15 protein-coding genes and 1 riboswitch are annotated in these 12,951 nt (G+C 39.5%); of the genes, 3 read left to right on the top strand and 12 right to left on the bottom strand.

Annotation, left to right across the window (positions count from 1 at the left end):
- Positions 1-24: 24 nt before the first annotated feature.
- The 11 genes from nagE to GS400_RS18790 form a co-directional block, all read right to left on the bottom strand.
- Positions 25-1,956 (bottom strand): N-acetylglucosamine-specific PTS transporter subunit IIBC, encoded by a 1,932-nt coding sequence (gene nagE / locus GS400_RS18740; RefSeq protein ID WP_160104249.1) that lies wholly within the window; start codon positions 1,954-1,956, stop codon positions 25-27.
- A gap of 252 nt (positions 1,957-2,208) precedes the next feature.
- On the bottom strand, positions 2,209-2,679 hold the full coding sequence (gene ribE / locus GS400_RS18745) for a 6,7-dimethyl-8-ribityllumazine synthase (protein ID WP_160104250.1): 471 nt from the start codon (positions 2,677-2,679) through the stop codon (positions 2,209-2,211).
- A 19-nt stretch (positions 2,680-2,698) separates the two neighbouring features.
- Positions 2,699-3,892 carry a bifunctional 3,4-dihydroxy-2-butanone-4-phosphate synthase/GTP cyclohydrolase II gene (locus tag GS400_RS18750; protein ID WP_160104251.1) on the bottom strand — a complete coding sequence of 398 codons (1,194 nt, stop codon included), beginning with the start codon at positions 3,890-3,892 and terminating at the stop codon, positions 2,699-2,701.
- A 24-nt stretch (positions 3,893-3,916) separates the two neighbouring features.
- Positions 3,917-4,570 (bottom strand): riboflavin synthase, encoded by a 654-nt coding sequence (gene ribE / locus GS400_RS18755; protein WP_160104252.1) that lies wholly within the window; start codon positions 4,568-4,570, stop codon positions 3,917-3,919.
- A 14-nt stretch (positions 4,571-4,584) separates the two neighbouring features.
- Positions 4,585-5,688, bottom strand: coding sequence for a bifunctional diaminohydroxyphosphoribosylaminopyrimidine deaminase/5-amino-6-(5-phosphoribosylamino)uracil reductase RibD (ribD, locus tag GS400_RS18760; protein ID WP_160104253.1), 1,104 nt, complete (start codon positions 5,686-5,688; stop codon positions 4,585-4,587).
- Positions 5,689-5,862: 174 nt separating this feature from the next.
- Positions 5,863-6,006: riboswitch (FMN riboswitch) on the bottom strand.
- 152 nt (positions 6,007-6,158) lie between these two features.
- Positions 6,159-6,611, bottom strand: coding sequence for an OsmC family protein (locus GS400_RS18765; protein WP_160104254.1), 453 nt, complete (start codon positions 6,609-6,611; stop codon positions 6,159-6,161).
- 11 nt (positions 6,612-6,622) lie between these two features.
- Positions 6,623-7,051, bottom strand: coding sequence for a peroxiredoxin-like family protein (locus tag GS400_RS18770; RefSeq protein WP_160104255.1), 429 nt, complete (start codon positions 7,049-7,051; stop codon positions 6,623-6,625).
- A gap of 225 nt (positions 7,052-7,276) precedes the next feature.
- Positions 7,277-7,897 carry a Type 1 glutamine amidotransferase-like domain-containing protein gene (locus GS400_RS18775; RefSeq protein WP_160104256.1) on the bottom strand — a complete coding sequence of 207 codons (621 nt, stop codon included), beginning with the start codon at positions 7,895-7,897 and terminating at the stop codon, positions 7,277-7,279.
- Entirely contained in the window at positions 7,887-8,420 is a 534-nt protein-coding gene (locus GS400_RS18780; RefSeq protein ID WP_160104257.1) for a ribonuclease FAU-1 family protein, read from the bottom strand. Before GS400_RS18780 ends, GS400_RS18775 begins: the two co-directional genes overlap by 11 nt.
- Before the next feature lie 3 nt (positions 8,421-8,423).
- Positions 8,424-8,894, bottom strand: coding sequence for a GNAT family N-acetyltransferase (locus tag GS400_RS18785; protein WP_370519717.1), 471 nt, complete (start codon positions 8,892-8,894; stop codon positions 8,424-8,426).
- Positions 8,895-9,035: 141 nt separating this feature from the next.
- Positions 9,036-9,410 carry a cupin domain-containing protein gene (locus GS400_RS18790; RefSeq protein ID WP_160104258.1) on the bottom strand — a complete coding sequence of 125 codons (375 nt, stop codon included), beginning with the start codon at positions 9,408-9,410 and terminating at the stop codon, positions 9,036-9,038.
- A gap of 161 nt (positions 9,411-9,571) precedes the next feature.
- On the opposite strand from GS400_RS18790, the gene GS400_RS18795 reads away from it, so the two are divergent.
- The 3 genes from GS400_RS18795 (at position 9,572) to GS400_RS18805 (ending at position 12,024) form a co-directional block, all read left to right on the top strand.
- Positions 9,572-10,504 carry a hypothetical protein gene (locus GS400_RS18795; RefSeq protein WP_160104259.1) on the top strand — a complete coding sequence of 311 codons (933 nt, stop codon included), beginning with the start codon at positions 9,572-9,574 and terminating at the stop codon, positions 10,502-10,504.
- A gap of 163 nt (positions 10,505-10,667) precedes the next feature.
- Positions 10,668-11,237 (top strand): RNA polymerase sigma factor, encoded by a 570-nt coding sequence (locus GS400_RS18800; protein ID WP_160104260.1) that lies wholly within the window; start codon positions 10,668-10,670, stop codon positions 11,235-11,237.
- Positions 11,230-12,024 (top strand): anti-sigma factor, encoded by a 795-nt coding sequence (locus GS400_RS18805; protein ID WP_236561052.1) that lies wholly within the window; start codon positions 11,230-11,232, stop codon positions 12,022-12,024. Before GS400_RS18800 ends, GS400_RS18805 begins: the two co-directional genes overlap by 8 nt.
- Positions 12,025-12,069: 45 nt before the next feature.
- Here GS400_RS18805 and GS400_RS18810 read toward each other — a convergent pair whose 3' ends face one another.
- Positions 12,070-12,708 carry a YczE/YyaS/YitT family protein gene (locus GS400_RS18810; protein ID WP_160104262.1) on the bottom strand — a complete coding sequence of 213 codons (639 nt, stop codon included), beginning with the start codon at positions 12,706-12,708 and terminating at the stop codon, positions 12,070-12,072.
- Positions 12,709-12,951 lie beyond the last annotated feature (243 nt).

Genomic DNA, 12,951 nt, shown 5'->3' on the forward strand with positions numbered 1-12,951 from the left:
AAGCATAATGCTTCTCCCATCAACCTATGAACCAACTGTAATAATTCCTGATTCTCCTTTTTTAACAGAACCAGACTTATGAAGGTTAACCGTTTCATTTTCAAGATTTGTAAAGATGATCGGAGTAATAACAGAAGGTGCTTTCTCTCTTACCTCATTCATATTGACTCGTATTAAAGGATCTCCTTGTTTCACCATTTGTTCAGCCTCTACTAGCGTTTCAAAACCTTCGCCATTCAGCTTCACTGTATCGAGTCCAATATGAATAAGAATTTCTATTCCATTATCTAATTCTAATCCAATAGCATGTTTAGTTGGGAATACCTGTACCACTTTCCCATCTATAGGTGAATGGAAAGTGTCCCCTTCAGGATCAACAGCGAATCCTTGCCCCATCATTCCTTGTGCAAAAACTTCATCGGGAACTTCAGATAAAGGAAGAACTTTTCCATCCATCGGCATCTCAAAGTCTTTTTCGCTTACACTACGATCATTAGGTTTGTCGCTCTCAGGATTTTCAGTTTGACCTTGCGTTTGCGGTGGGGTCATATTCCCTTGTTCTATTCGTTTTTTCATAGCTTCTGCAAGAAATTCTACACTTGTTCCTACTATAACCTGTAAGTTGCGCTTCCCGACTTTCATTACACCTCTAGATCCGTACCTTTTTAGTTTATTTTCATTCGCTTGGTCTCTATCTTTCATCTGCATTCTTAAGCGAGTTGTACAATAATCCAGAGATTCAATATTTTCTGGTCCGCCTAATGCCTCTAGGTAATAATAGGCTTTTGTATCAAAATCATCTGTTTCATCGTTTGGTTGCCCAACTTCTTGTGTCTCTTCTACAAAGTCTTCATCCTCATCTTCACGACCTGGCGTTTTTAGATCAAGTTTGACGATAAGGAAGTAGAATACAAAGAAGTATATAGCCGCCATAAATATTCCCAGAACAAGAAGCATTAAAGGATTTTCAGCAATACCAAAGTTTAAGACGTAGTCAATTAAACCGGCTGAGAACCCAAAACCATGACGAATTTCAAATAGATATGCGATCACCATTGATAAGCCTGTTAGAACGGAGTGTACCGCATAAAGTAAAGGTGATAAGAACATGAAAGAAAACTCAATTGGTTCCGTTACACCTGTTAAAAATGAAGTAAGTGCAATACTTAAGAACATGCCTCCTACAGCTGCTTTACGATGCTTCTTCGCTGCTGCATACATGGCAAGACAAGCTGCCGGAAGACCAAACATCATTACTGGGAAGAAACCGGCTAGGAAATAACCTGCTTCAGGGTCCCCATTTAAGAAGCGGTTGATTTCTCCATGGACCACATCGCCTCCACTTGTAGTAAAGGAACCGAAGTCAAACCAAATTAATGCGTTAATAACATGGTGCAATCCTACTGGAATTAGCAGACGGTTGAGGATACCATAAACCCCTACACCAGGAGCACCAGAGTTTAAAATCCAATTCGTTGTGATATCTAAAACTTGCTGTGGATATACCCACAAATGACCAAATATAAATGCAAGAAGAACCATCACAGCGGAAGTTATAATCGGAACAAACCGCTTGCCTCCGAAGAAGGAAAGATAATCTGGAAACTTAACATCATGGAAGCGATTATAAAGCATTCCACCTGTTATACCTGCAATAACACCAGCAAAGACGCCCATTTTAACGTCTTCATTAATAGCTTCTATACCACTGTCTAACACTAAGTAACCGATCGCACCGGCTAATGCAGCAGCTCCACTACCATCCTTCGCAAATCCCATTGCAATACCAATTGCAAAGATCAATGATAGATTCCCCAATATACCATTCCCAGCTGCAGTCATGAATGGAATATTTAACATATCTTCCATACCAAGTCGTACAAGAATGGCTGCTGCAGGTAATGTCGCAATAGGGAACATTAATGATTTCCCGATTCGTTGTAAGAAATTAAGCATTATAAATCTTCCTCCTGCTGAAATTAAAATTATGAAAGCGCTTCAAAGTCATGTTATCATCTTAACATATAGTTGTCTATACCAATTATATATACCACTATTCTTTTCTGTATTACTACGGTTTATTGGGGATCATTTTATGTTCTCTGTGGACAGAGATGAAGTGTTTGGGTATTTTAGAAATTAACTTTTCGCTTTCATTTATAGAAAAAAAAACGCTTAGAGCCTTTTTGCTCCAAGCGTTTTACAGCCTTACATATCAAAACTTTTATTTAAGTTCGCCATTTCTAGTGCTGCTGTAGCAGCCTCCCAGCCTTTGTTACCAGCTTTAGTGCCAGCACGTTCAATTGCCTGCTCAATCGTTTCAGTTGTAATGACACCGAAAATAACAGGTACACCCGTTTGCATAGAAGCTTGGGATACACCTTTTGCTGCTTCACTGCATACATAGTCAAAGTGTGGAGTTGAACCACGAATCACTGTACCTAATGTAATTACAGCGTCGTATTTTCCTGTGTCCGCCATGCGTTTTGCGATCATCGGAATTTCGAATGCGCCTGGTACCCAAGCAACATCAATATCATCTTCACTAACACCGTGACGTTTTAGAGCGTCCATCGCGCCACCGTGAAGCTTACTTGTAATAAAATCATTAAAACGTCCAACGACGATTCCTACTTTTAAACCTGTTCCGACTAAGTGTCCTTCAAATTGTTGTCCCATTGAATTGGCCTCCTAAAATTTAATAGTGAAATAAGTGACCTAGCTTACTTTGCTTGGCACTCAAGTATTTTTCATTTTCCTTACGTTTTTCCATCTGAATGGGTACACGATCTACCGCTTCAAGTCCGTATCCTTTTAAACCAGTGATTTTCTTAGGATTGTTGGTAAGCAACTTCATTTTAGAGATACCTAGATCTCGTAAGATTTGCGCACCAATTCCATAATCACGTAAGTCCGGCGGGAATCCTAGTTTTTCGTTTGCTTCTACTGTATCAAGCCCTTCTTCCTGGAGCTTGTAGGCATACATTTTATTGATCAACCCAATACCACGGCCTTCTTGTCGCATATAAAGAAGTACGCCTTCTCCAGCTTCTTCAATTTGTTGAAGAGCGGCATGAAGTTGAGGGCCACAATCGCAACGATAGGATCCAAATACATCGCCTGTTAAACATTCAGAATGAACGCGTACAAGTGTCGGTTCATCTGGGTTTATGTCTCCTTTTACTAGAGCGATATGTTCCTTATCATCCACAACATTTGAATAGCCAATCGCTTTAAAATCCCCATATTCAGTTGGTAGATTGATTTCAATTTCCCTTTGAACAAGCTTATCCTTTGAATTACGATAATGGATTAAATCCTGAATCGTAATCATTTTTAGATTGTGTTCATCTGCCATTTCACGAAGATCAGGCACACGCGCCATCGTTCCATCATCTTTTATAATTTCACAGATTACACCTGCAGGCTTTGATCCGGCAAGCTTAGCTAAGTCTACAGCCGCTTCTGTATGCCCTGCACGGCGAAGTACGCCCCCCTCTTTAGCAAGGAGCGGAAAAATGTGTCCAGGACGTTTAAAGTCCTGCGACTTTGCTTCAGGGTTCAGCATTTCTTTGATCGTTACAGAACGCTCAGCAGCAGAAATTCCTGTACTCGTTGTTTTATGATCAATGGAAACCGTAAAAGCTGTACCGTGTGGATCTGTGTTTCGCTCTACCATCGGAAAAAGATCAAGACTTTCAGCTATATCCTGAGAAACTGGAGCACACACAAGACCTTTACCATGCGTAATCATAAAGTTGATCACTTGTGGTGTTGCTTTATCGGCTAATGCAATCAGGTCACCTTCGTTTTCTCGATCTTCATCATCACAAACGATAACCATTTTACCGTTCTGAAGATCTTTTATGGCATCTTCTATTTTATCAAACATGTTCTTCACTCCCATTTATTCAACTTACATGAAGCCGTTCTCTTGTAGAAAGGATTCTGTAATGGACGATGACTTTTTATCTGAACCAAATTGTTTTGTTAAAAAATTCACGACATATTTGCCTAACATATCGATCTCAATGTTCACATGATCACCAGGGCCTTTACCCCCTAAAATGGTGTGTTCCATTGTGTGAGGAATCAGTGAGATCGTAATTCCTTTATCACTTACGCCAAAAACCGTTAAGCTCGTGCCATCAACGGTGACAGATCCTTTATAAACAAAATAATCTAGTAATTCAGTTGGAAGCTCAATGTCATAATAAACAGCATTGGATTCCGTTTTTTTGCTTGTAATGGTCCCAAGGCCATCAACATGACCTGATACCATATGCCCTCCAAATCTGCCATCTGCTTTCATGGATCTTTCTAAATTGACTTTACTACCTTTTGATAGTTCATTTAGGTTCGTTGCTTTAAACGTTTCAGGCATTACATCGAAGCTTGCTTCATCTTTCGAATAGTGTGTCACAGTTAAGCACACACCATTAACAGATATACTGTCACCTAAATGAACATCCTCAAGGATCTTACTGGCTTGAACAATGATTTCCATGGATTCTTGACCCGTTTGGATACGTTTCACTGTACCAAGCTCTTCTATAATTCCAGTAAACATGGGATCACCCCTGCCTAAATTGGTTTTGAAATGATTTTTACGTCTTCCCCTAACTGGGTTACCTCAGTGATGGTAAGTTGCATGGATTCCGACAGCTTTGCAATCCCTTCTCCTCCTATAGGTGTTGGAGATTGCTGACCACCAATCAGCTTTGGAGCGACATAGTTAATGACTTGCTGGACTGCTTCTGCTCTAAGAAAAGCGTCGTTAATTTTTGCGCCTCCTTCAACAAATACGGAGGTGACGTCTTTTTCTCCTAGACGTTGCAATGTTTCTTCTATTGAAATCGTTGGTTCTGAAAGCTGAATGATTTCTACATGAGCGAATTGCGTAAAACGTTCAAGCTTTTCTTTCTTCACTTCACTACCCGTCACAATCCATGTTGGGGCCTCGGGGTTTTGAATGAGAGGCGTGTCGATCGGTGTTCGAAGATGTGTATCGAGCACTACGCGAATCGGATTCTTTCCGCCATGAGGAAGTCTTGTGGTGAGGTTTGGTTTATCTTGAATAACTGTATTTACACCGACAAGTATTGCATCATGTGTATGACGGTATTGATGAACATCCCTACGTGCTTCCTCTCCAGTAATCCATTGGCTCTCACCAGTTGTTGTAGCAATCTTTCCATCTAGTGACATTGCTGTTTTTAACGTGACAAAAGGTCGTTTGGATTGAATCCAATGGTAGAACACTTCATTCAGGTCATCCGCTTCACTTTTTAAGAGATCAGTTTTCACTTCAATCCCTGCATCCTCAAGCATTTTTATACCTCTTCCAGCAACCTTTGGATTCGGATCGAGCGTTGCTACAACAGCACGGGATATTCCTGATTGAATGATCTTTTCAGCACATGGAGGTGTCTTCCCGTAATGGCTGCATGGTTCAAGAGTTACGTAGATGGTTGCACCTTTTGCTCGCTCACCAGCCATATTTAGTGCGTGTACTTCAGCATGAGCTTCACCCGCTTTCAGGTGTGCTCCCATACCAATGACTTCACCATTTTTAACAACAACAGAGCCCACTGATGGATTCGGGTTCGTTTGCCCTTGAGTGGAAGCTGCCATTTGGATAGCCAGTTTCATGTATTGTTCATCCTGATTCACGGTTCTCACCCCCATTTTGAATATAAAAAACCCTGAGGAAGATATACGTTCCCCAGGGTCTAAGTTTAGTCACGAAAGAATTTTGTAAAAAAGCACAGTTCACCTGTGTTTGAGTCCTCATTTATAAAATGAACATACTTGCAGAATTTTACAAGCATCTCGAAAAATCAGTACTCTCCTGACTCGTTCGACTTCCTTCTCCCATCCGGACTGTTACCGTCGGCTTTGGTTTCTCACCAAATCAGCCGCAAAGCAGAGCAATGCGGGTCGCGGGCTAGCAAGACAAGCTTGATCACCGCCGGTTGGGATTTGCACCCGACCCCGAAGGAAATTATTCGATTGTCTAAATTTAAATATAAAGCATTTTATTATATCATGCAATTTTTTTAGTTTTCCCAATTAGCTAGATTAGCTTTGTTAGGGAATTATGCGATTGATTCAAAAATGAGTATTCAAATAAAAAAGACTCCATAATATGGAGCCTTTTATCCTTCATTAACGGTTAAGTCAGCTTCTAGTTTCACATCTACATTTCCTTTAATAGCCCGGGAAATCATGCAACTTTCTTCTGCTTTCTCTGCGATTCGCTGTAGCTTGGTTAAATCATCCATTGTTGCTTCTGGCTTCAGTCTTACAACCGGGCGGTGGATGATTTCTTCGTAAGTGATAACACCTTTTGTTACATCTACAACACCTTCTGAACTCATGTCCATTTCATCTAGCGGAAGACCAGCGCGTTCGATCATTGCACCAAGTGTGATAATATAACATGTCGCTGCTGCTCCTAGTAGCATTTCATCTGGGTTTGTTCCGATACCAGGCCCGTCCATTTCTGTTGGAACGGAGATTTCTGTCTTCAGTTTATCTGCTTCAATTGTACCTACATTGTTTCGACCACCTGGCCAATCAGCTTTTAAGTGAAAATGATGTTTTGCCATGTTGGTTCCTCCTACTCTTTGCTGTTATGTTTCTCCATATATTGTAAGACCGTGTCTAGCTTCGCATGGTCCTCTGGTGACGAATCAATATGATGCCAGATCACTTGACCATTTTCATCATATAACCAGGTCCCACCTTGAATATATACATCCTGTGTTTTCATTGAATTTTTAACAAACTCTTTTTGATTTTCATCGTTAGGTAGGAAGTTCTTTACCTTACCTGTCACAGCACCCCAAAGCGCTTTTGATAACAGCTTCCACTTTTGCATCGTCACGGTACCTTGTTCTTTATATAGTTGTCGGGAAGGATCTCCATATATATCAAATGGAAATGGACCAAAGTGCTCCAAAAATTGTGCTATAAACGATGCACTTGATGGAGCTATGACAACAACTTGAAATTCTTTTAATTCAACTTCATCTATTCGCTCACGCAACTGCGAGAGATACGCTCGACAAACCGGTCAACCAAGGTGACGTACGAAAACAACCATTGTCTTTTGACCTTCAATAACCTGACCTAAGGTTCTCTCCTCCGTCTGCCCTTCTAACATTGTTTTGGACATTAGCTTCACCACCTATACCATCATCATATCGAATTTTGCTCCCATAAACCAAATGGGACGATGTGATGTCTTCTAAAAATAAGCATTTACTAACACTTAATTATGTAATGATTTCTTCAACAGAAAATCCTTGTCCTTCATCCTAATAACATTACAATCATAACTTGACTCAAATTCTCGTAGCCTATCTTCAATAGTTGTGTCCGCTTCAAAGAGGTCCTCTCTATCGTAATGAGGGAAGATAACATCCTTATGTAAGTAAAGACCCGAAAGATCTCTTAATTCAATTTCATTCATAAAAGGGGTGAATGCGTCAACCATATAAATATGTGGACCTAGAACCATAGCACCTGCACTCACTCCAACAATTACGCCTTCTTTCTTGGCAGCAAACTCTACTAACTCTTTGTCTGCACCAGATTCTTTTAAGTGATATAGAAGCTTATAAGGATTACCTCCATTGATGTAAATGATCGAGTAGTTATTTATAAGTGAAGGGTCATCATATTCCACATCTAAAAAGTCCACTATATTTACTCCCATTTCCAATAGATCTGACTTAGCCTTTCGAGCATATCTGTTCTGTTCTTTTTCCTTCGATGCGGTAGTTATGATAACTGCAGTAGTATTTTTTTGAAGAGCAATACTCTGCATAAAGCACTCTTTAATTTCTTCAGTAAAAAAGCCATTGGAGGTTAAAAAAATATCAGTTGTCATCACTCTTCACCCATTTTTTCGCTTCTCTTAAGATATCAAATTGCCCTGATTCCAATAGATATGTAACTTTTCGATGGGTTCTTAATCCTAAGTCATACTGTTCTCTCGTGATATCTCCTGCTCTCAATGCTGCATCTAATTCATCCTGGTCAAGCGTATAGTAATCCCCATTCGGCAATGCTACTACATCTAAAAATAAATCCTCATACCAAGGGATACCATCTTCCGTCTCACCATATGCGTTAATCATATCAATATACCACTGCACAACATGACCATCATCATTAATCATAGCCGTAACTGTGTAATATTCACCCTTTGGAAAATGCTGCACCCATACGTACCCATCATCAGCGATACAAATATGTCTGTCTTCATACGGAATCACTAACCTTGTACGTACTTTGTGAATATTCAGGACTGCCACAGCACCCTGAAACGAATCACTATTCTCATGATGAACAGAAAAGGAGCGTTCCTTCACTCGATTCCAATGAGAGCGATCTGCATATTTAACCTTCACCCCTCATTCACCTACCTCCCGTTCCATCTTTACAAATTCAAAGGTGCTTCCGTTGGTATCCTGCATGAAGGTTTGAACTTTTTTAAATCCAACTCTTTCATAGACTTTTATCGCACGTTCATTAAACGTAGCTACAGATAACGTCAGCTTTTGAGGAGAAAAAGAGGCTTTCACATATTCAATTCCCTGCTCTAAAAACAATTGCCCTTCTCCCTTGCCTGTTAAATCTGGGTGTAATCCCAAGCCAATATCAACAACATTTGGTTCTGCTTGATTAAAGCTAAAAAAGCCAATTACGCTACCATTCTTATAAACACTAAAGGATTTATCCTCTCGTTGTTTGGGGTCTAAAAATTCCTCAAGATCCTCTTCATCAGCTGAAATATCATAAAAGGCGTACTCCCCTTCATAATGCCATTGACTTGCTATATATTCTGCTTCACTTTGAGTCATCGGTTGAAATGTGTACGTCACTGTTTTCCTCCTTATCTCAATTATTATTTCAAATTTTCAAACAATTTTAAAGGTAAATAAGCAAAGTACAGGAAATACCAATAAAAAAAAAGATGCATATAAAAGGTCAAAACCAACTCTTCTTATGCATCTCTCATCCACTTATATATTTTGAGGTTGTAAGGTTACTTCTTGCATTCTTTCCTCAGGTTTTAATTTCCCTGATTCAACCGCAATCACTGTCATACCCGTTTCAGATCCAGATGCATGGCTTTCCCCCGTCACCCAAAAAGCTGCAATTCCTTTTTGAATCGGATACGTAACACCATCTTCTCCATAAACCCAACCTTCACCTTCCATAACTACGAATAGCTGGTCGCACGCTGCCTCATGCTCCCCAACATTACCACCTTCCGGGATGTGCATACATCCTATATGTGCACCGTCCTCTATTAACAGTAACGGTGACATAGAAAACGTAGAATCATATTGTGTAATCGATTTTGCTACCTTTTCATCAAATCGAAAAAATTTCATTCATTCTCCCCCTGTATTTTAAGTTGCACTGACATATAATCCCCTCCTAAGCTTAAATTCTTCCACTCCTTTTCCCTATTTCCTTCTTTCAAACTAGGATTTTAATGCTCGTTTCTTGTATCCTAGAAAGAAGAATGATTTTTTTAGGAGGCGCTATATATATGAAAACTTTATCCCCAAATGCATTTCAGCAAGCACGAAACTGGATCATGACAGAAGCACGTCCTTTGGAACAAGCTCTTTTCTCATACGAATATGAAAATGGTTCAGCAGATGATGTTCTAAATGAGCTTGCAAAATTTCAAAATAAAGATGGTGGGTTTGGCAACGGTTTAGAAGCTGACTTTCGCATGCCACACTCCTCCCCTATGGCCACATCAGTGGGTCTTCAGCACTTAATTCAATTTGCTGATCAACCTAAAGCTGAACCAATGATCCAAAATGCAATCCGCTACTTGGAATACTCTTTCCTCGAAGAGCGTCAAGGCTGGTTGGCGGTACCTAAAGAAGTAAACGAATATCCTCATGCCTTTTGGTGGACGGTACATGAGAATGGGATGTCATGGATTGATGACAACTGGGGGAACCCTAGTGCGGAGTTAATTGGCTATCTTCATATTTTTGAACATTATGTAGCAGCATTAAATGTACCAAAACTTGTGGATCAGGCTGTTCAACACTTTTTAAACTTAGAAAAGTTCGAGTCAGAGCATGAAATTTATTGTTACTTACGCTTACTTGCTATGGTTCCATCACAGCGTACGGAGAAAGTAGAAAAACAAATTGAGCGAGCCGTACAATCTGTTGTAAAACTAGACCGTGAAAATTGGGAGAAATACGTCCCATTCCCCCTTAAATTTGTAGCAAGTCCTGAATCGAAAACGTACGGCATTCCTCAATTTAAAGTCGAGGATAACTTAGATTATTTTGTAGAGAAAATTGAAGAGCATGGTGTAATAGAACCAACATGGGCATGGAATGATTATATGAATGTATGGGAAGAAGCAAAGCGTGAGTGGACAGGAGCCCTTACACTCGGAACATTGGGTGGGCTTAAACGATTCAATCGTATGGAAGCAGAAAACAAGTTATAACTTATACCCTTATCATATAATTTTCAAACCATTTTTTCTTTGAACAGTGATCTAATGAAACAAATCAATCGATAGCTTAGCGAAGATCACTTACAGATAAGTATTAAATGTGACATCCCCTATGCTATCCTATCTTTACGCCTAGAAAACAAAGGAGAATCTTATGAGTGATCGGGATTTAACACTTTATCAAAAGGTCCTCGATGGCGATAAACAAGCGCTTGAAGAGATCTATGATAAGTACGAAAAACTATTGTTTTCTTTTGCCTATAAAACATGTGGCCAAAAAGAAATGGCAGAAGAAATAATACAAGAGGTCTTTATTAAACTTTGGACGCAAAAAGCAACATACGATGAGTCCAAAGGGAAGTTCTCCTCTTGGATTATGACAATTACACGCTATACGAGTATTGATACCGTTCGGAAAAAGGAGAACCACAACTATTCCCTTGAAGAAGAACGAGATACGCTGCACCAAGAAGAACCTTCAGCTGAAGATTTAGCTGAATGGCGAGAACAAGGCGAACTCATACGAAGAGCTATGAAGAAATTATCTAAAGAACAAGGTAAAATTATAAAATTATTTTATTTTAAAGGATTAACTCAGCAAGAGATTGCAAATAAATGTAATTTATCCCTCGGAACAGTAAAGGGACGAATACGCTTAGCTTTAAAACATCTAAGAAAAGAGTTATCGAACAACAAAGAGAAAGGGGGTGTGCGTGATGCGTAACAACTGTGATCTGTTAATTGATTATTTTAATGGTCAACTTACAAAAGAAGAAGAAGAAGCTTTTGAACAACATTTAGAAACATGTTCGGATTGTAAGGAAGAATTAGCCGAACTTCGAGAAATGACAGAAGATCTACCTTTTGCTTCGGAACCTGTAGAACCAACTGAAGGAATGAAGAATCGTGTTTTAAGTGGCGTTTTCGGTGAAGAAAACACAGAAGATGAACTTCAAGAAAGCTCATCAACTACTCATTCAGCAGCCCCTTCATATCGCAAAGAGGAATCTGAAAATGAATTAGCATCGCGCTACACTCGAAAACAGCCAAGAGGAATAAAACCATGGATGGTTACAACGCTAGCTGCTGCGTTAATGTTATCGCTTATTGGAAATATGTACGCCTTTTTACAAGAGCCCGAAACAACGAAACCTGATCCAGAAGAAGAATCAATCGATCAAGTTGTTCGTCGTGTTACGCTACAAGGTAAAACCTCTGGCAAAGCAACTGCTTCTATTATTAAACAAAATGAAAATCAAATCTTATCTGTTGATGCCCAAAACCTTCAACAACTAGAGGGAGAAGAGGTTTATCAGGTATGGTTGCTTGAAGGAGAAACCCCTTATCGCGCTGGAAGCTTTGTTGCGAATCAAAACGGTGAAGGTGCTGTCTCCTTTTCGATGGATCAACTCCCTAATGATAAAACATGGGATATGATCGCTATATCTAAAGAACCAGATGCAACAAGTAAAAAGCCACGAGGAAATATTGTTTTAAGCACTAAGTTTTAATAAAAGACCCGAATCATGAACTGGCATGATTCGGGTCTTTTTACTTTACATTGAGAGTTCAAAACGCTCTTGATAATGGGGATGATACTGAAAATACAGTGGATATCCTCTTACATAACAATACTGAATAATGGGACCAGCAAAAGCTACCCCTAGAGCTGTCCCAATGCCAACAGGTCCTCCAATTAGAAGTGCTGTAGTCGATGTAGTTAGAGCAACCATCGTCTGGCTAACACGAAGGCTAAATTTTAATCGATGAGAAATCGCTAGGAATAACTGATCAACAGGTGCACGTGGCAATTGCGGAAGAATATAAATGGCAACACCAAGTGCACTTAACCCTATCCCTATAACAAGAAAAGTAAATTGAACCATAAATGGAGCACTGGATAAGCTTAAATTATGAAGTACAATTTCCAACCAAAAGTCTAATATCAGACTTTCTAATACTAATGGAACAATCGCTTTCCATTCTGGCGTTTGCTTTACCAACCCTGCATTGATAAATATAAAAATTAATTGAAATGCAGCATACCACATTCCAACAGTTAATCCGAACAAATCTGAAAGCCCCACAAACAGAGCTGTCCAAAAACCTGCCCCTAACGTCGCTTTAATTAACAGGGCAACACCAAAAAAGTTCACAAGCATACCTAAAAGATATACGGCAATACGATAGGACATGACGAATTCCTCGCTTTACTCTTGATTGATGAAAACGTTAATGTCGTTTTTACCTCAGGCGATTTTAAAGCTATATCGTTCAGTGGTCAATAAAATTAATAAAAGTTTTACAATCACTTTTTTTCCTGTTCTCATCTGTATTACAGGACTCTTCATTCCATTAATTGTCTTATATTTAAAAAGCCCTAACCGGAGAGAACCAGACCGTCCTTCTATGTTCGTGCCTATGTGTCACGGTCTTTA

It is taken from the genome of Pontibacillus sp. HMF3514 (genome assembly GCF_009858175.1).
Taxonomy (GTDB): Bacteria; Bacillota; Bacilli; order Bacillales; family BH030062; genus Pontibacillus.